Source organism: Sphingomonas sp. Leaf23 (assembly GCF_001421585.1).
Taxonomy (GTDB): domain Bacteria; phylum Pseudomonadota; class Alphaproteobacteria; order Sphingomonadales; family Sphingomonadaceae; genus Sphingomonas.
The window spans coordinates 468646-485892 of the sequence record NZ_LMKR01000001.1 but is presented as its reverse complement, the minus strand read 5'-3'; the positions used below and the strand labels follow the sequence as shown (position 1 = coordinate 485892).

The following is a 17247-nucleotide window of genomic DNA, read 5'->3' as shown; positions in this document are numbered from 1 at the left end:
CGGTGCGGCCTAACCGGTCGCCTCGATGCCTATTTCAGACCACCGCCCCGCCGCCATGATCGATGGCGGCGCCGTTTTCCCGCATCGGCACCTGACCGGGATCGAGGGATTGCAGCCCCATGAGATCCTGTTCCTGCTCGACGAGGCGGAGCAATGGATCGATGCCAATCGCAGCCGTGCGGCCGGCGACCGGCGATTGCAGGGAATGACCCAGATCAACGCCTTTTTCGAAAACAGCACGCGGACGCTGCTGTCGTTCGAGATCGCAGGCAAGCGACTGGGCGCGGATGTGGTCAACATGCATGCCGGCCAGTCGAGCGTGAAGAAGGGCGAGACGCTGATCGATACCGCCGTCACGCTGAACGCGATGCGGGCGGACGTGATCGTCATCCGCCACAGCTCGTCGGGCGCGGTGCAGTTGATCGCGGACAAGGTGGACTGTCCGGTATTGAATGCGGGCGATGGCTGGCACGAACATCCGACGCAGGCGTTGCTCGACGCGCTGACCATCCGCCGGCGGCTGGGCGAGATCGCGCACAAGCGGGTCGTGATCTGCGGCGATATCCTGCACAGTCGGGTCGCGCGCTCGAACATCCTCGCGCTCACGACCCTCGCCGCCGAGGTCCGGGTCGTCGCCCCCGCCACGCTGATGCCGCACGCGATCGAATCGATGGGGGTTACGCCGTTCACAGATTTCGATGCAGCATTGGAGGGGGCCGATGTCGTGATGATGCTGCGGCTGCAGAACGAGCGGATGAACGGTGGCTTCATCCCGTCCACCCGCGAATATCATCTGCGCTACGGCCTGACCCGCGAACGGCTGAAACGGGCCGAGCCGCATGCGATCGTCATGCACCCCGGCCCGATGAACCGGGGGATCGAGATCACCAGCGACGTGGCCGACGATCCGCAGCGCTCGACGATTACCGAACAGGTCGAAATGGGCGTGGCGGTGCGCATGGCCTGCCTCGACGTACTAACCCGGCGCAGCCGTGGCGTGGAGGGTTGGGCATGAGCAAGCGGTTCACCGGCGGCACGTTGGTCTGTCCGGTCGGCGGGATCGCCGAGCGCAACCTGACGATTGGGGGCGACGCCATCGTCGCCGACGCAGGCGATGCCGAGTCGATCGACGTGTCGGGCAAGCTGATCGCACCGGCCATCGTCGATCTGGGCGTGTTTGGCATCGATGCTGCCGCCTGTCGCGCCGGGGGTATTGTCCGCGTCGGGTTGATGCCCGACCAGGCACCGGTGCTCGACGATCCGGGCATCGTCGCGCGCGCGGCGCATATGGGCAAGCCCGACATCTGGATTCATCCGATCTCCGCCGCGACGCAGGGGCTGCGCGGTACCGACCTCGCCGAAATGGCGATCAACGCCGAGGCGGGTGCGGTGGCGGTCGCGACCGGGCGGCGCTGGATCGCCGACAGCGGCGTGATGCGCAAAGTGCTGGCCTATGCCCGCGACTGCGACCTGGTGGTCGTCGCCCATGCCGAGGATGGCGGGCTGGCCGGCGACGCGGTGGCGACGGCGGGTGAGACGGCGACCCGCCTTGGCCTGCCCGCTGCCCCGGCGCTGGCCGAGGCGCTGGCGATCGCGCGCGACGTGGTGCTGGCCGAGGAAACCGGCGCACGATTGCATTTCCGGCAGGTAACGACCGCCGCCGGCTTCGACCTCATCCGCGCGGCGAAACGACGCGGGGTTCGCGTGACCTGCGGGATCACCCCGGCGCACCTTTATTTGTCGGATATCGCGATGAGCGATTTTCGGACCTTCGCCCATCTATCGCCACCACTGCGCAGCGAAGGCGACCGACAGGCGGCCCGCGCTGCGCTCGCCGATGGAACGATCGACGTGCTGTGTTCCGGCCACGACCCGCGCGGGCCGGAAGCGAAGCGCCTGCCCTTCGCCGATTCGGAGCCGGGCATGGCCGGGGCGGAGACGTTGCTGCCGCTCGGGCTGGGGCTGGTCCGTGACGGCGTGATCGGCCTCGACCGGCTGTTCGCGCTGGTTTCGCGCAATCCGGCGATGCTGCTGGGACTGGAGTCCGGCACGCTTGGCATCGGTGCGCCGGCCGATCTGATCGTGATCGATCAGGATGCGCCGTGGCAGGTCCGCGCCGACGCACTGGCGGGTAAGGCGGCCAATACCCCGTTCGACGGCCTGCCGGTGCAGGGCCGCGTGGTGCGCGTAATGAAAGGCGGCGCATTCCTGTAATCAGGAACGCGCCGCCACCTCCTGGGAGAGGACCGGGAAAGACTTAGCGCGAGGCGAGGCGATCGGGGCGCGCCCAGGCGGCGAGCTGGTCGCCGGCATGGGTCCGCACGAAACACCGGTCGCCCTTGGCGCGGATGCTGCCGCACAGCGCCGCCGCATCGGTGCGGGCAAGACCACCGACCGACAGGCGATAAAAGCTGGACCCGCGGACGCTGGCCTGCATCCCCTGTGGAGCGAGCGCGGCGAGGCGCGGTACGTTCCGGCTCATTCGTCGCCACGCAGAACGGGCGACGCCGGCGTTGTCGAACGCGCCAAGCTGTACGTAATAATCACCCTTGGCCACGGCGGCCGATGCCACCCGAACCGGCGGGGCGACAGGCTGCGATCGGGCCGCCATCCGCACCGGCTGCGCACCCTGCCGGTAACTACCGGGGAGCGCCTGCACGATCTCCCGACGCGGGGCGAAGGTGATCGCGGGACGCGCGACCGCCGCCATTTCGACCGGCGCCGGCACTGCGGGTACGACCGGCGTATCGCCGACCGGCTCGACCGCGACGACCGCCGCCGGAACTTCCGGCACCGGATCGGCCTTTGCCAGCGCGACCGGCGCTCCGCCGACCGGTTCGGCCAGCGCCAGCTGCATCGGCTGTCCGCGATCGCCCGCCGCCGGGGTAACCCCCAGTAGCGCCGCAACCTGTTGCGCAGCGTGTTCGGGCCGGGCGAACGCCGCCCATTCCATCAGGCGCTGGTCGACCTGCGCCGGTGCCATGTCGACCGACGCCACCGTGCGCGCATCCACCCAGCGCCCGTCGAGCGCAAGCGCGAGGGCCAGGTTCTGGCGGATCGTCGCGGTCGCGGCCGGATCGCGCGCGGCTTCACTGAGCAAGGCGATACCGCCCGCCGGATCGCCCGCCAGCGCCAGCGCCAGCCCGCGATCCGCCGGCGAGATTCGCGTGGCGTGGGCGGTCAGGGTTTCGCGCGCGGCGACCCATTCGCCGGTCGCGGTCTGCGCCAGCGCTAGGTTCAACGCCGCGCGCGCATCCGCCGGGTTCAGCGTCAGGACGTCGGTAAAGGCCTGCGTGGCCGATGCGAAGCGTCCGGCGGACAGATAGGCACGGCCCAAAAGCGTGCGATAGGCCGCATCGCGCGGCGACAGGGCCACCGCCTGCTCGGCGAAGGTGACGGCATCGGCCGCACGCTGCTTGCCCAACGCCTTCAGCGCCTTCACCGCAAATTTGCGCGCCGCGCCGTCCTCTGCGGACGCGACAGCCACCGTACCGCTGCCGACCAGCGCCAGCGATCCGCCGAGCATGGCCGTCGCGAGGCCGATCGATACGAGCAGATGCGTCTTCATGGCTTGCCCTTCGTTGCCCCATCGGGGGCGAGGCGCTGAACGAGCGCCGCAATGTCGGATGCCGACGGGAGGGAGCGATCGAGCGCGTCGCGCACAAAGGCTTCCGGGGAGATATTGCGCACCGTCGCCGCCAGCTTCAGCCGGAGCATCCGATCCGCATCGAGGTCCAGCACCAGCGATTCGGTCGCTGGCGAGGGGGTGGGCGCTGCCGCCGGCACCGCCTGCAACTTGGCACGATCGCGCAGTACCGCCGGCTTGGTGTCGCCCAGATCGTTCCAGCCCAGATCGTCGCCGTCGCGACTGTCGGGGCCGGTGCCGTGCGGGCGCATCGCCGGGCGAGCTTCGCCCTTGCGCGCGAGCAGCGCGGGATGGATCTGGGCCGGGGGGCGCTGCGTGCTCATCCCCTACCCCTGCCCCCGGCGACCAAAGCCGCCCGCCGGCACCCGGACGGCGGTGGGCATCGTCGGCACGGCAAAGACCGTCCGGCGGAAATTCTTTTCGAGCCGATCCTGCAGATAGGCCCACAGCGCCTCGATCTCGGCGCTCGACCGCGACTTCGGGTCGATTTCCATGACGGTGCGGCCATCGACCATCGACGAGGCGAAATCGACGCGGTGATGGATCGTCACGGGGGCGACGGTCCCGTGCTGCGACAGGGCCATGGTCGCTTCGGTGGTGATCCGCGCACCCGGCGTGGCGGCATTGACGACGAACACCAGCGGCTTGCCCGCGCGGTCGCACAGGTCGACGGTCGCACCAACCGCGCGCAGGTCGTGCGGGCTGGGCCGGGTCGGCACGACGATCAGCTCGGCAACGGCGATGACGCTCTGGATCGCCATGGTGATCGCCGGCGGGGTATCGATGACCGCCAGCTTGAACCCGTGGGCGCGCAGGGTCTCCAGGTCGGCGGCAAGCCGCGCAACCATCGTCTGCGCAAAGGCCGGCTCGTCGGTAACCCGTTCGTTCCACCATTCGGCCAGCGACCCCTGCGGATCGATGTCGATCATCACGACCGGCCCGGCACCTGCTCGTTCCGCCTGCACGGCCAGATGCCCGGACAAGGTTGTCTTGCCCGAACCACCCTTTTGCGAAGCCACTGCCAGAACGCGCATTGCGCCACCGTCTCCCGTAATCTCCACAACCCGATGCCATGGCTGCGGATAAGAACCGGTTAACGGCGGGCTTTCCATGGCGGTCGTGCGAAAGGCTTTCCGAACATGGTGAACCGCTGATAGGGAAAGGGGCGAGGACGCAGAGGGGATCGTGATGCGCGTTTTGGTTGGGCTGGCGCTTGCGGGCGCGATGCTGTCGGTGGCGGCGGGCGCGGATGTGAAGGCCGGGGTCGACGCCTGGGCACGGGGCGACTGGGCCACGGCGGTGCGCGAATGGCAGCAACCCGCCGCCGCGGGCGATGCCGACGCGCAGTTCAATCTGGGCCAGGCCTACAAGCTCGGTCGTGGTGTGAAGATGGACATGGCCCAGGCCGAACGCTGGTACGCGCTCGCCGCGCAGCAGGGCCACGCCCAGGCCGAGGATAATTACGGCCTGATCCTGTTCCAGAACGGCAAGCGCGCCGATGCGGTGAAATGGCTGGAGAAATCGTCGCAGCGCGGCGAGGCACGCAGCCAGTTCGTACTGGGCACCATGCTTTTCAACGGCGATGCTGTGCCCAAGGACTGGCGCCGGGCCTATGCGCTGATGACGCGCGCGTCGTCGGCCGGATTACCGCAGGCGGCGGCGACGCTGGCGGAAATGGATCGCTATGTCCCGCTGCCCGATCGACAGGCGGCGCTGGTGATGGCCCGCGACCTAGAGCGCAATGCCGGACGGCCGGTGCTGGCATCGGTGCAGCCCAAGGCGGCGACGCCGCGCCCGACGCCGGTCGCAACGCCCGCACCCAAGCCGACGCCGGCACCCCGCCCCGCCCCGGTTGCGAAACCCGCCCCGGCGCCCGCCGCAAAGCCCGCTCCGATCCGCGACGGCGGATGGCGGGTGCAGCTTGGCGCGTTCAAGGATGCCGGCAATGCCCGCCGGCTCTGGGGCACGGTGTCGGGCAAGTTCGCCGGGCGCCAACCCTATTACGAGGCGGCCGGCGCCAACACCCGGTTGCTCGTCGGCCCGTTTGCCAGCAGCGCCGAGGCGAGCCGCGCCTGCGCCGCGATCCGCCCGACGCCCTGCGTGCCGATGAAGCGCTGACCGATCAGCCCGCCACCCACTCGGCGGGCGCGATCCCCTGGATATAGAGCAGCGCGGTCAGGTCGTTGTGGTCGATCCGCACGCCCGCTTCGGCGGCAACGACCGGCTTGGCGTGATAGGCGACGCCAAGCCCCGCGCGGCGGATCATCGGCAGGTCGTTGGCGCCATCTCCGACCGCCAGCGTTGCCATCGGATCGATCCCCAATTCCTTGATCGCGCCGAGCAGCGTCACTTCCTTGGTGGTCGCATCGACGATCGGCTTGGCGACCTTGCCGGTCAACCGGCCATCCTCGATCAATAGCGTGTTCGCGATCATCCGGTGAAAGCCGAGTTCCGCCCCGACCGGCTCGGCGAAGCGGGTGAAGCCGCCCGACACGAGGATCGTCGTCGCGCCGCGCGCACGCATCGTTTGGATCAGCGTCCTGGCACCGGGCATCAGCCTGACCCGTTCGTCGAGGCACCGCTGGATCGCGCTCTCCTCCAGCCCCGCCAGCAGCGCCACCCGCGCGTCGAGCGCCGATGCGAAGTCCAGTTCGCCGCGCATCGCCCGTTCGGTGACCTCGGCGATCTGTGGCTTGATCCCGGCATAGTCGGCGAGTTCGTCGATGCATTCGACGGTAATCATCGTCGAATCCATGTCGGCGACCAGCAACCGCTTTTCGCGGTTCGCGGCGGGCTGCACTGCGATATCGGTTCGGGCGAATACGCCTTCGAGCGCCGGTCGCGCAGCGGCGACGTCGCTGGCGAAGCGGATATCGGCGGCCTTGCCGTCCTCGATCCAGCTCCAACCTTCTACCTGACAGCCGGCGATATCGAGCCGATCGGCGGCAGCGGAAATATCGCCCGCGGCGATCGATTCGGCTGCTATCAGCGTGGCGATGAACATGGTGACTTCCCCTGACCGTCCGAGGGTCGCGCTCATCGCAGGCCCGACCGCCAGCGGCAAGTCCGCGCTGGCGGTCGAGATCGCTCGGCGGCACGATGGCGTGGTCATCAACGCCGATAGCGCGCAGGTATACCGCGACCTGCGCGTGTTGTCCGCCCGTCCGTCGCCAGAAGACGAAGCACAGGCCCCGCACCGCCTGTTCGGCCATGTCGATGGGGCCGAACCTTATTCCGCCGCGCTGTGGGCGCAGCAGGCGACAGCGGAGATCGACGCCGCCCATGCCATCGGCAAGCTACCGGTGCTGGTCGGCGGCACCGGCCTGTATCTGCGCACGCTGATCGACGGCATCGCACCAGTGCCCGATATCGATCCGGAGGTCCGCGCCCGCATTCGTGCGCTGCCGCTCGATCGGGCCGTCGCCGAACTCGCCGAGCGCGATGCCGAAGCTGCCGCCCGACTGCGCCCGACCGACACCACCCGGATCGCACGGGCGCTGGAGGTCGTGACGTCCACCGGCCGCACGCTCACCGATTGGCAGCGTGACCGCATCGGTGGGATCGGTGATCGAATCGCGCTTTCGGCGATGCTGTTGCTGCCCGATCGCGCATGGCTGACCGAACGCTGCGACCGGCGATTGGCCGAAATGTTCGCGGGCGGTGCGGTGGAGGAAGTCCGCGCGCTCCTCGCCCGCTGCGACATTCCGCCCGACGCACCGGTTCGCCGCGCCATCGGCGTCGCGGAAATCGCGCAATGGCAGGCAGGTAGCATCGATCGTGACGACGCGCTTGCGGCGGCACGCCACGCCACCCGCCAATATGCGAAGCGGCAGTATACCTGGTTCCGCAACCAGCCTCCGGCAGACTGGCTTCGCACTAGCGAAACGGAAAAATGCGCGCTTACGCGAAACTTCGACACTTTATTACGCAATTGATGGTTGACACGCATGTTTCATGCGACTAGCGACGCCACTCCAACGGTGCTATTGCGCCCGCGAAGTAATTGAGGAGCAAAGACCCATGCCTGAGAAGAGCGGAGCCGCCATTTTGGTCGAGGCCCTCGTCGACCTCGGCGTGGAAGTCGTGTTCGGCTATCCCGGTGGCGCGGTGCTGCCGATCTATGACGCGCTGTTCGAACACAGCCGGATCAAGCACATCCTCGTCCGCCACGAACAGGCGGCAACGCATGCGGCCGAGGGCTATGCCCGCTCGACCGGCAAGCCCGGCGTCGTGCTCGTCACTTCCGGCCCCGGCGCGACCAACGCGATCACCGGCATCACCGATGCGCTGCTCGATTCGATCCCGATGGTGGTCATCACGGGTCAGGTTCCGACCGGATTGATCGGCACCGACGCGTTTCAGGAGGCCGACACCGTCGGCATCACGCGCCACTGCTGCAAGCATAACTATCTGGTGAAGGACCCGGCCAAGCTCGGCCATGTCATTCACGAGGCGTTCCATATCGCCACCGCCGGCCGCCCCGGCCCGGTCGTGATCGACATCCCGAAGGACGTGCAGGTCGCGACCGCGCGCTACACCAAGCCCGGCCCGATCCAGCACAAGACGTATCGCCCAAAGGTTAAGGCCGATCGCGCGCAGATCGAGCAGGTCGTCGACATGCTGGCGGCGGCCGAGCGTCCGGTGCTTTATACCGGCGGCGGCATCATCAATTCGGGGCCGGCCGCGTCGCAGCTACTGCGCGAACTGGCACGCATCACCGGTGCGCCGGTGACCTCGACGCTGATGGGTCTGGGCGCCCTGCCCGCCTCTTCGCCGCAATGGCTGGGGATGCTGGGGATGCACGGCACCTATGAAGCGAACCTGGCGATGAACGAGGCCGATCTGGTCGTCGCCATCGGCGCGCGCTTCGACGATCGCGTAACCGGCCGGCTCGATGCCTTCTCCCCGCGCAGCCGCAAGGTCCATATCGATATCGATCGTTCCAGCGTGAACAAGATCGTACGCGCGGACCTGGGCATCATCGCCGATGCGGGCCATGCGATGGAGGACATGATCCGTGTCTGGAAATCGCGCCAGCATCCCAAGCCCGACCTGTCGGCATGGTGGGCGAAGATCGAGGGCTGGCGGGCCAAGCGCTGCCTCGATTTCCCCGACAGCACGACCGAGATCATGCCGCAACGGGCGATCCGGGCGCTGTACGAGGCGACCAAGCATCGCGCCCCGATCATCTCGACCGAAGTCGGCCAGCACCAGATGTGGGCCGCGCAGCATTTCGGATTCGAAGCGCCGAACAAGTGGCTGACCAGCGGTGGCCTGGGCACGATGGGCTATGGCCTGCCCGCCGCGATCGGCGCGCAGCTCGGCAATCCGGGTGCGCTGTGCATCGACATTGCCGGCGAGGCGTCGATCCAGATGAACATTCAGGAACTGGCGACGGCGACGCAATATCGCCTGCCGGTCAAGATCTTCATCCTGAACAACGAATATATGGGCATGGTCCGCCAGTGGCAGGAGCTGACCTACAGTTCGCGCTATTCGAACAGCTATTCGGACTCGCTGCCCGACTTCGTGAAGCTGGGCGAGGCCTATGGCTGGAAGGGTATTCGCATCGAGCATCCGGACGATCTGGAGGCGGGGATCCAGGCGATGCTCGACCATGACGGCCCGGTGATCGTCGACTGCATGGTGGCAAAGCTCGCCAACTGCTTCCCGATGATCCCGTCGGGCGCCGCGCATACCGACATGATCCTGCAGGCCAACGAAGTCTCGGGCGAAATGGACGACGAGGCCAAGGCGCTGGTGTAACCGAACTGTCCTCCCCGGAACGGGGAGGGGGACCGCTCGAAGAGCGGTGGAGGGGGATCACCTCATACGTATCGCCGGTGGAGGTCTCCCTCCACCAGCCTGCGGCTGGTCCCCCTCCCCGTGCCGGGGAGGAATTTCAGAATGCATATCAAGACCGAACAGACCGAACGGCACACGCTGGCCGTCCTCGTCGACAACGAACCCGGCATCCTGGCGCGCATCGCCGGGCTGTTCTCGGGCCGTGGCTATAATATCGAAAGCCTGACCGTGTCGGAAATCACGGTCGACAAGGCGGTCAGCCGCATCACCATCGTCACCAGCGCATCGCCGTCGGTGATGGAACAGATCATCGCCCAGCTCGACCGGCTGGTGCCCGTCCACAAGGTCGTCGACCTCACCGTACAAGGCGCGCACGTCGAGCGCGAACTGGCGCTGGTCAAGGTCGTCGGCACTGGAGAGCATCGGATCGAGGCGCTGCGCCTCGCCGAAGTCTACCGCGCGCGCGTGGTCGATGCGACCGTGTCGAGTTTCGTGTTCGAGGTGACGGGATCGATCGAAAAGATCGACAAGTTCACCGAATTGATGGCCGAAGTCGGTCTGGTCGAGGTTGCTCGCACCGGCATCGCCGCCATCGCCCGCGGACGAGAGGCCGCCTGAACCCATCCATCGCGTGCCGCCGATGCCGGTCGCGCCAATTTTCGAAAGGGAACCAACATGCGTGTCTATTATGATCGCGACGCCGATCTGAACCTCATCAGCGACAAGAAGGTTGCTATCCTCGGCTATGGTTCGCAGGGCCATGCCCATGCGCAGAACCTGCGCGATTCGGGCGTGAAGAACGTTGCGATCGCGCTCCGCCCCGGTTCGGCCAGCGCAGCGAAGGCCGAGGGTGCGGGCTTCAAGGTCCTGCCGAACGCCGAAGCCGCCGCATGGGCCGATATCCTCATGATCCTGGCGCCCGACGAGCATCAGGCCGCGATCTATGCCGACGACATTCACGCAAACCTGCGTCCCGGTTCTGCGCTGGCCTTCGCCCACGGCCTGAACGTGCATTTCGGCCTGATTGAGCCGCGCGCCGACGTCGACGTCATCATGATCGCGCCGAAGGGCCCCGGTCACACCGTGCGCAGCGAATATGTGAAGGGCGGCGGCGTGCCCTGCCTCGTTGCGATCCATCAGGATGCGAGCGGCAACGCGCACGACATCGCGCTGGCCTATGCTTCGGGCGTCGGTGGCGGCCGGTCGGGCATCATCGAAACCAACTTCCGCGAGGAATGCGAAACCGACCTGTTCGGTGAGCAGGCCGTGCTGTGCGGCGGCGTGACTCACCTGATCCAGGCCGGGTTCGAAACGCTGGTCGAGGCGGGCTATGCCCCCGAAATGGCCTATTTCGAGTGTCTCCACGAGACCAAGCTGATCGTCGACCTGCTGTATGAGGGCGGTATCGCCAACATGCGCTATTCGATCTCGAACACCGCCGAATATGGCGACATCGTAACCGGCCCGCGTATCATCACCGATGAGACGAAGAAGGAGATGAAGCGCGTACTGGCCGACATCCAGTCGGGCCGCTTCGTGAAGAACTTCGTCCTCGACAACCGCGCCGGTCAGCCCGAGCTGAAGGCGGCGCGCAAGCAGGCTGCGGCGCATCCGATCGAAAAGACCGGTGCCGAATTGCGCGCGATGATGCCGTGGATCGGTGCGAATAAGTTGGTCGATCAGACCAAGAACTAACGAAGTTAGTCCGTACTGATCGGCCAGACCGGCCGGCGCGACAAAGCCCGCCCCTCGGGGCGCGGCTTTGCCGCGACCGACGGGCGGGCGGCGATCTTTCACCCCGTCATCCCGGCGAAGGCCGGGATCCATTGTGTCGGATGGTATCGGCCAATCGCAACCGTGCTGCGTCCATGGATCCCGGCCTTCGCCGGGATGACGGCAGCTGCGGTACCCACCTTTTCTCGCACGGCACCGAAACCGAAACCAATCGTTTCGCATCCGGTATTTGACCCGAAGCCCGGCACCTCCGACAACGGCGGCATCCCGACTTCGCCTCAACCGGAGAGCTTTTCGATGCGCACCCCCCTGATCCTCGCCGCCGCCCTGTTCGCGGTCGCTGCCCCGACCGTTGCCCAGCTGCCCGGCGCGCCCGACAAGGCCCGCGTGACCGCCGGCAACTACACCGTCGACACCGCCCACACCCAGGTCGCTTGGCGCGTGAACCATATGGGCTTCACGATGCTCGATGGCCTGTTCGGCGCGACCGGCGGCACCGCGACCTTCGATCCCAAGAACCCGGCCGCGACCAAGGTCACGATCGATTTCGACATCGCCAAGTCGCTGACCGTCACCAGCCCGCAATTCGCCGAACATCTCCAGTCGAAGGATTTCTTCGACGTCGCGAACCATCCGACGGCGAAGTTCGTGTCGACCCGCGTGCAGGCGATGGGCGACCATTGGATGATGGCAGGCAACCTGACCATCAAGGGCCAGACGAAGCCGGTGCAGCTGACCGTCCGCTTCATGGGCGCGGGCGAGAACCCGATGAACAAGAAGAAGAATATCGGCTTCACCGCGACCGGCAGCATCAAGCGCAGCGATTTCGGCGTCGGTGCCTATGCGCCGGTCGTGTCGGACAAGGTGGACCTGACGATCAACGCCGCATTCGTCGCAGCCTGATCCCGGCCGATGCGCGCGGTGTCACGCCGCGCGCATCGCCGCGAACCCTTCGAACGTGCCGCGCACGCCTGGCGAGGCATGTTCGACCAGCGACGCGACCTGCGCGACGATCCTGTCCGTATCGCGTCCGCTGTCGACCGCCATCGCCCAGTCGCCGAACTCGCGCGCCGCGACCTCGCGACGCGACAGAATGACGATGGCAAAATGGCGCGGATCGGCGGCAATGCGGGCATAAGTCTTCTCAACCATGTCTGGCGCGCCCTCCAGCGCCTGCAGAAAACGCCGTCCCCGATGGTGCAGTAGGCCGGTGATCCCGTCGCGCCGGTTGTTGCGTTGCGACACGGCTAGGATCTGATCGACATCGATCGTCGATCCACTGCGGGCCGTACTCACGTAGATCAATTGCAGCATCGCGGCCTCTTCACGCACACCCTTGGCTCCCCGCGATAGCCCGCAACCGGTTACCAACCGGTATCGCGCGTGGCCGCTATGGACATTCGCCGCGCTTTTCCCCACAGACGCGCCATGGTCCGTGCGATTGCCCGCCTCCTGCGACTTAGCCGCCCTTAGGGCAGGATCGCACGCGCGTGCGCCTTCCCTGAGGGAGTATCGAACCTTTCGGCAGATACCGGCGCTCGAACCAGCGCCTTCAACAGGCTAGAGACGACATGTTGCGCGATCCTTCGACCAAGTACCGCCCCTTCCCGACCGTCGACCTGCCCGACCGCCAATGGCCGTCGCGCACGATCACGACCGCGCCCCGCTGGCTGTCGACCGACCTGCGCGACGGCAACCAGGCGCTGATCGATCCGATGGGCACGGAAAAGAAGAACCGGTTTTTCGACCTGTTGCTGAAAGTCGGACTGAAGGAGATCGAGGTCGGTTTCCCGTCGGCGGGTGCGACCGAATTCGACTTCATCTCCGGACTGGTCCAGCAGAACCGCATTCCCGACGATGTGTGGGTGCAGGTGCTCACCCAGTCGCGCCGCGACCTGATCGAACGCAGCTTCGAAAGCCTCGATGGCGCGAAACAGGCGATCGTCCACCTCTACAACGCGGTCAGCCCGGCATGGCGGCGGATCGTGTTCGGTATGGAACGGTCGGAAGTACGCGAGATCGCGGTCAACGGCGCCAAGGTGCTGCGCGACGAAGCCGCCAAGCGCCCGAACACCGATTGGCGGTTCGAATACAGCCCGGAGACCTTCTCGACCGCCGAACTCGATTTCTCGGTCGAGGTCTGCGCGGCGGTGATGGAGGTCCTGCAGCCGACGCCCGACAAGCCGCTGATCCTCAACCTGCCGGCGACGGTCGAGGCGGCAACGCCTAACGTCTATGCCGACCAGATCGAATGGTTCTGCCGCAACGTGCCGAACCGCGACAGCGTCGTCATCTCGCTCCACACCCATAACGATCGCGGCACCGGCGTCGCGGCGGCGGAGCTGGGGCTGATGGCTGGGGCCGACCGGGTCGAAGGCTGCCTGCTCGGCAATGGCGAGCGCACCGGCAATTGCGACCTAGTGACCGTCGCGCTGAACCTCTACACGCAGGGCGTCGATCCGCAGCTCGACCTGTCGGACATCGATGAGGTCGTGAACACGGTCAATTACTGCACGCAGCTGCCGGTCCATCCGCGCACGCCCTATGCCGGCGATCTGGTGTTCACCGCTTTTTCGGGCAGCCATCAGGACGCGATCAAGAAGGGCATGGCGACGCAGGCAGTGCGCAACGACGGGCTGTGGGAAGTGCCCTATCTGCCGATCGATCCCGCCGATCTCGGCCGCAGCTACGAAGCGGTCATCCGCGTCAATTCGCAGTCGGGCAAGGGCGGCGTCGCCTGGGTGCTGGAACAGGACAAGGGCCTGAAAATGCCCAAGCGGTTGCAGGCCGATTTCAGTCGCCATGTGCAGGCGATGGCCGATCGCCTCGGCCGCGAACTGAATGCCGCCGATATCTGGTCCGCGTTCCACGACGCGTATCTGCCGCAGGGCAAGGACCGCTATGCGCTGATCGATTATGCCGAAACCCATGCACCCGGTGGCGGCCCACCGCGCACGTTCGTCGGCCGCGTCCGGCTGGACGGCGAGGAACGCTCGATCTCGGGCAAGGGCAACGGGTTGTTGTCGGGATTGCTCGCCGCGCTGCGTGAAGAGGGCGGCATCGACATGGATGTGGTCGATTATAGCGAGCACGCCATCGGCCATGGCGCCGATGCGCAGGCCGCCGCGTATCTCGAATGCAGCCTGTCCGATGGCCGGCGCGTGTTCGGGGTCGGGATCGATGGCGACGTCGCGACCGCGACGGTGCGGGCGGCGCTGAGTGCCGCCAACGCTACGACGCGAGACTGAGAGATCGGCCCGCGCCGTCACGTCATCCCGGCCTGCGCCGGGATGACGTGATTTGGCTCAGATGACAGACTACGCCGGTACCCGTCATTCCGGTTTTCACCGGAACAACGGGCACGGCACCCCTTAGCCCAACCGCCCCAGTGCGGCATGCAGTCGGGCCGCTTCGGTCATCTTGTCGGCGTGGTCCGCCCGCGCCTTTTCGACGGCTTCCGGCTTGGCGCGCTCGACGAAGCTCGCATTGCTCAGCCGCCCGGCCAGCGCATCACGCTCCTTTTCCGCCGCCGCGATTGCCTTGGTCAGGCGGGTGCGTTCGGCGTCGAGGTCGATGACATCGCCCAGCGGCAGGACGAAGGTCGCCTCGTCCACCACGATCTGCAACGCACCGCCGGCCGGTGCATCGTCGTCGACGCGATCGACGCGTGCCAGACGCGCCAGCACCGCTTCCTGCTGCGCGAGCCGCTCAACCGTTTCGCCCGACGCATCGCGGACGTGCAGCGGCAGGCGCGCGCCCGGCGGGACGTTCAGTTCGGTGCGCGCCGCACGGATTTCGCTGACCAGACGGATCAGCCAGTCGATTTCCGCTCGCGCCGCCGGATCGATCGCACGCGCGTCCGCCATCGGCCAGCGCGCGACGATCAGGTCGTTCGACCGTTCGCCAAGCGCGTGCCACAGTTCCTCGGTGATGAACGGCATGAACGGGTGGAGCATGACCAGGATCTGATCCAGCACCCAGCCCGCGACCGCGCGCGTTTCGTCGCCGCCCTCGGCCCCACCCTGCAACACCGGCTTGATGAGTTCGAGATACCAGTCGCAGAACCGGCTCCAGGTGAACTGGTAGATCGTGTTGGCCGCGCCATCGAAGCGCAGATCGGCCAGCGCCAGGTCCAATGCCTGCACCGTCTCGATCGTCTCGGCGATGATCCAGCGATTGACCGCGAGTTCGGCCTTGGGCGGCTCGATCCTCGCCGACGCGCCGATACCGTTGGCCTGCGCAAAGCGGGTGGCGTTCCACAGCTTCGTCGCGAAGTTGCGATAGCCCTCGACCCGCTTCTCATCCATCTTGATGTCGCGGCCCTGGCTCTCCATCGCCGCCATGAAAAAGCGAAGCGCATCGGCGCCATAGCGATCGATCAGCCCCAGCGGATCGACGGTATTGCCCTTCGATTTCGACATCTTTGCGCCATCGGCGGCGCGGACGAGGCCGTGGAGGTACAGCGTCTTGAACGGCACCTCCTTCATGAAATGGATGCCCTGCATCAACATCCGCGCGTCCCAGAAGAACAGGATGTCGAAGCCCGAGATCAGCACGTCGTTGCTGTAGCGCCCGCCGAGCGTCGGGTCGGTATTCTCCGGCCAGCCCATGGTCGCGAACGGCCAGAGGGCGGAGGAGAACCAGGTGTCGAGAACGTCCTCGTCCTGCTTGAGCGCAACGCCCTCGCCCGCCTCGGCCTGCGCCTCTGCATAGGTTTCGGCGACGAATACGCGGCCATCTTCGGCGAACCATGCCGGGATGCGATGCCCCCACCACAGCTGGCGCGACACGCACCACGGCTGGATGTTCTCCATCCAGTTGAAGTACGTCTTTTCCCACGACTTCGGCACGATCTTGACCGCGCCCGACCGCACCGCCTCGATCGCCGGCTGGGCGAGCGTCTTGGCGTCGACATACCATTGGTCGGTCAGCCACGGTTCGATCACCACGCCCGAACGGTCGCCGAACGGCGTCTGGATGGTACGCGGTTCGGCGTCGTGTTCGACACCGTCCTTGTCGACATGCGGGATCAGGACGCCCTCGTCCTTCAGCCGCGCGACGACCGCCTTGCGCGCATCGGCGCTGGACAGGCCGAGGAACGCGTCGGGGATCAGGCCGTCGGCGGTCTGGACGATGCGCGCCTTCGCATCGAGCATGTTGAGCATCTCGGCGGCCTTGAACCCGGCGCGCTTGCCGACTTCGAAGTCGTTGAAGTCATGCCCCGGCGTGATCTTGACCGCGCCCGATCCCAGCGCAGGATCGGCATGTTCGTCGGCGACGATAGGGATAAGCCGCCCCGTGATCGGCAGGCGCACCTGGCGGCCGACCAGCGCGGTATAGCGCGCATCGTCGGGGTGTACCGCGACCGCCATGTCGGCCAGCATCGTTTCCGGCCGCGTCGTCGCGACCTCGATCGAACCCGATCCGTCGGCGAGCGGGTAGCGCAGCCGCCAGAAGCTGCCCCGGACCTCGCGGGTTTCCACTTCGAGATCGCTGATCGCGGTGCCCAGGCCCGGGTCCCAGTTCACCAGCCGCTTGTCGCGGTAGAGCAGGCCCTGCCGATGCAGCTCGACGAAGACCTTCAGCACGGCCTTCGAAAAGCCCTCGTCCATCGTGAAGCGTTCGTTGGCCCAGTCCATCGAACAGCCCAGCCGCCGGAGCTGGCCGGTGATCTGCCCACCGCTCTCGGCCTTCCATTCCCACACCTTCGCCACGAAATCGTCGCGGGTGAAGTCGGTGCGCTTCTGCTGCTGCTGCGCCATCTGGCGTTCGACGACCATCTGCGTCGCGATGCCGGCATGGTCGGTGCCGACGACCCAGCGCGCGTCCTTGCCCTGCAACCGGGCATGGCGCACCAGAATGTCCTGCAACGTGTTGTCGAGCGCGTGACCGATATGCAGGCTGCCCGTCACGTTCGGCGGCGGGTTCACAATGGTCCACGGCGTCGCGTTCGGACGCTCGGGCCGGAACAGGCCGTCCTGTTCCCAATGGGCATACCAGCGCGCTTCGATGGCGGCGGGGTCGAAAGTCTTGGGCAGTTCGCTCATGCACCGCCGCATGGC

Annotated in this window: 14 protein-coding genes and 1 pseudogene; 9 read left to right on the top strand and 6 right to left on the bottom strand. The window is 66.8% G+C overall.

All coding sequences use genetic code 11. From position 1 onward, the window contains the following. Positions 1 to 25: 25 nt before the first annotated feature. Together ASE67_RS02315 and ASE67_RS02310 are read left to right on the top strand one after the other, a co-directional pair. A complete protein-coding gene (locus tag ASE67_RS02315; protein WP_055756377.1) occupies positions 26 to 1015 on the top strand; it encodes an aspartate carbamoyltransferase catalytic subunit in 990 nt (329 codons plus the stop codon). Beyond that, positions 1012 to 2214, top strand: coding sequence for a dihydroorotase (locus tag ASE67_RS02310; RefSeq protein ID WP_055756375.1), 1203 nt, complete (start codon positions 1012 to 1014; stop codon positions 2212 to 2214). The genes ASE67_RS02315 and ASE67_RS02310 overlap by 4 nt, the downstream gene beginning before the upstream one ends. Before the next feature lie 43 nt (positions 2215 to 2257). Here ASE67_RS02310 and ASE67_RS02305 read toward each other — a convergent pair whose 3' ends face one another. From ASE67_RS02305 to ASE67_RS02295, 3 genes are read right to left on the bottom strand one after another with little or no spacing between them, the layout of a single operon-like run. Then, complete coding sequence (locus tag ASE67_RS02305) at positions 2258 to 3568, bottom strand: SPOR domain-containing protein (RefSeq protein WP_055756373.1); 1311 nt, start codon at positions 3566 to 3568, stop codon at positions 2258 to 2260. Further along, positions 3565 to 3969, bottom strand: a complete 405-nt coding sequence (locus tag ASE67_RS02300; RefSeq protein ID WP_055756372.1) for a hypothetical protein — start codon at positions 3967 to 3969, stop codon at positions 3565 to 3567. Before ASE67_RS02300 ends, ASE67_RS02305 begins: the two co-directional genes overlap by 4 nt. Positions 3970 to 3972: 3 nt before the next feature. Beyond that, a complete protein-coding gene (locus ASE67_RS02295) occupies positions 3973 to 4680 on the bottom strand; it encodes an AAA family ATPase (protein ID WP_055756370.1) in 708 nt (235 codons plus the stop codon). 154 nt (positions 4681 to 4834) lie between these two features. Between ASE67_RS02295 and ASE67_RS02290 the strand changes: the two genes are divergently transcribed. Further along, positions 4835 to 5764 carry an SPOR domain-containing protein gene (locus tag ASE67_RS02290; RefSeq protein WP_055756368.1) on the top strand — a complete coding sequence of 310 codons (930 nt, stop codon included), beginning with the start codon at positions 4835 to 4837 and terminating at the stop codon, positions 5762 to 5764. Between the two features lie 4 nt (positions 5765 to 5768). On the opposite strand, the gene serB is transcribed toward ASE67_RS02290, so the two are convergent. Continuing rightward, entirely contained in the window at positions 5769 to 6650 is an 882-nt protein-coding gene (gene serB, locus ASE67_RS02285) for a phosphoserine phosphatase SerB (RefSeq protein WP_055756366.1), read from the bottom strand. On the opposite strand from serB, the gene miaA reads away from it, so the two are divergent. The 5 genes and pseudogenes from miaA (at position 6643) to ASE67_RS02255 (ending at position 12088) form a co-directional block, all read left to right on the top strand. Next, entirely contained in the window at positions 6643 to 7581 is a 939-nt protein-coding gene (gene miaA / locus ASE67_RS02280) for a tRNA (adenosine(37)-N6)-dimethylallyltransferase MiaA (protein ID WP_055756364.1), read from the top strand. The two genes, serB and miaA, sit on opposite strands and share 8 nt — an antisense overlap. An 85-nt stretch (positions 7582 to 7666) precedes the next feature. Further along, entirely contained in the window at positions 7667 to 9412 is a 1746-nt protein-coding gene (locus ASE67_RS02275; RefSeq protein ID WP_055756361.1) for an acetolactate synthase 3 large subunit, read from the top strand. A gap of 141 nt (positions 9413 to 9553) precedes the next feature. Next, on the top strand, positions 9554 to 10069 hold the full coding sequence (gene ilvN / locus ASE67_RS02270) for an acetolactate synthase small subunit (protein ID WP_055756359.1): 516 nt from the start codon (positions 9554 to 9556) through the stop codon (positions 10067 to 10069). Positions 10070 to 10108: 39 nt separating this feature from the next. Next, positions 10109 to 11146 (top strand): annotated as a pseudogene (gene ilvC / locus ASE67_RS02265) (ketol-acid reductoisomerase); the annotation flags it as partial. Positions 11147 to 11482: 336 nt separating this feature from the next. Beyond that, positions 11483 to 12088 (top strand): YceI family protein, encoded by a 606-nt coding sequence (locus ASE67_RS02255; protein ID WP_055756354.1) that lies wholly within the window; start codon positions 11483 to 11485, stop codon positions 12086 to 12088. A gap of 21 nt (positions 12089 to 12109) precedes the next feature. Here ASE67_RS02255 and ASE67_RS02250 read toward each other — a convergent pair whose 3' ends face one another. Beyond that, complete coding sequence (locus ASE67_RS02250) at positions 12110 to 12499, bottom strand: BLUF domain-containing protein (RefSeq protein ID WP_055756352.1); 390 nt, start codon at positions 12497 to 12499, stop codon at positions 12110 to 12112. A 257-nt stretch (positions 12500 to 12756) separates the two neighbouring features. Between ASE67_RS02250 and leuA the strand changes: the two genes are divergently transcribed. After that, complete coding sequence (gene leuA, locus ASE67_RS02245) at positions 12757 to 14433, top strand: 2-isopropylmalate synthase (protein WP_055756350.1); 1677 nt, start codon at positions 12757 to 12759, stop codon at positions 14431 to 14433. A 123-nt stretch (positions 14434 to 14556) separates the two neighbouring features. Here leuA and ASE67_RS02240 read toward each other — a convergent pair whose 3' ends face one another. Further along, positions 14557 to 17232 (bottom strand): valine--tRNA ligase, encoded by a 2676-nt coding sequence (locus ASE67_RS02240; protein ID WP_055756348.1) that lies wholly within the window; start codon positions 17230 to 17232, stop codon positions 14557 to 14559. Positions 17233 to 17247: the final 15 nt, after the last annotated feature.

What these genes read in the sequence shown, in the direction of transcription:
- leuA (WP_055756350.1), top strand. Translation starts at nt 12,757, where the DNA reads ATGTTGCGCGATCCTTCGACCAAGTACCGCCCCTTCCCGACCGTCGAC.
- ASE67_RS02290 (WP_055756368.1), top strand. Translation starts at nt 4,835, where the DNA reads ATGCGCGTTTTGGTTGGGCTGGCGCTTGCGGGCGCGATGCTGTCGGTG.
- serB (WP_055756366.1), bottom strand. Translation starts at nt 6,650, where the DNA reads ATGTTCATCGCCACGCTGATAGCAGCCGAATCGATCGCCGCGGGCGAT.
- miaA (WP_055756364.1), top strand. Translation starts at nt 6,643, where the DNA reads ATGAACATGGTGACTTCCCCTGACCGTCCGAGGGTCGCGCTCATCGCA.
- ASE67_RS02295 (WP_055756370.1), bottom strand. Translation starts at nt 4,680, where the DNA reads ATGCGCGTTCTGGCAGTGGCTTCGCAAAAGGGTGGTTCGGGCAAGACA.
- ASE67_RS02315 (WP_055756377.1), top strand. Translation starts at nt 26, where the DNA reads ATGCCTATTTCAGACCACCGCCCCGCCGCCATGATCGATGGCGGCGCC.
- ASE67_RS02255 (WP_055756354.1), top strand. Translation starts at nt 11,483, where the DNA reads ATGCGCACCCCCCTGATCCTCGCCGCCGCCCTGTTCGCGGTCGCTGCC.
- ASE67_RS02240 (WP_055756348.1), bottom strand. Translation starts at nt 17,232, where the DNA reads ATGAGCGAACTGCCCAAGACTTTCGACCCCGCCGCCATCGAAGCGCGC.
- ASE67_RS02305 (WP_055756373.1), bottom strand. Translation starts at nt 3,568, where the DNA reads ATGAAGACGCATCTGCTCGTATCGATCGGCCTCGCGACGGCCATGCTC.
- ASE67_RS02275 (WP_055756361.1), top strand. Translation starts at nt 7,667, where the DNA reads ATGCCTGAGAAGAGCGGAGCCGCCATTTTGGTCGAGGCCCTCGTCGAC.
- ASE67_RS02310 (WP_055756375.1), top strand. Translation starts at nt 1,012, where the DNA reads ATGAGCAAGCGGTTCACCGGCGGCACGTTGGTCTGTCCGGTCGGCGGG.
- ASE67_RS02300 (WP_055756372.1), bottom strand. Translation starts at nt 3,969, where the DNA reads ATGAGCACGCAGCGCCCCCCGGCCCAGATCCATCCCGCGCTGCTCGCG.
- ilvN (WP_055756359.1), top strand. Translation starts at nt 9,554, where the DNA reads ATGCATATCAAGACCGAACAGACCGAACGGCACACGCTGGCCGTCCTC.
- ASE67_RS02250 (WP_055756352.1), bottom strand. Translation starts at nt 12,499, where the DNA reads ATGCTGCAATTGATCTACGTGAGTACGGCCCGCAGTGGATCGACGATC.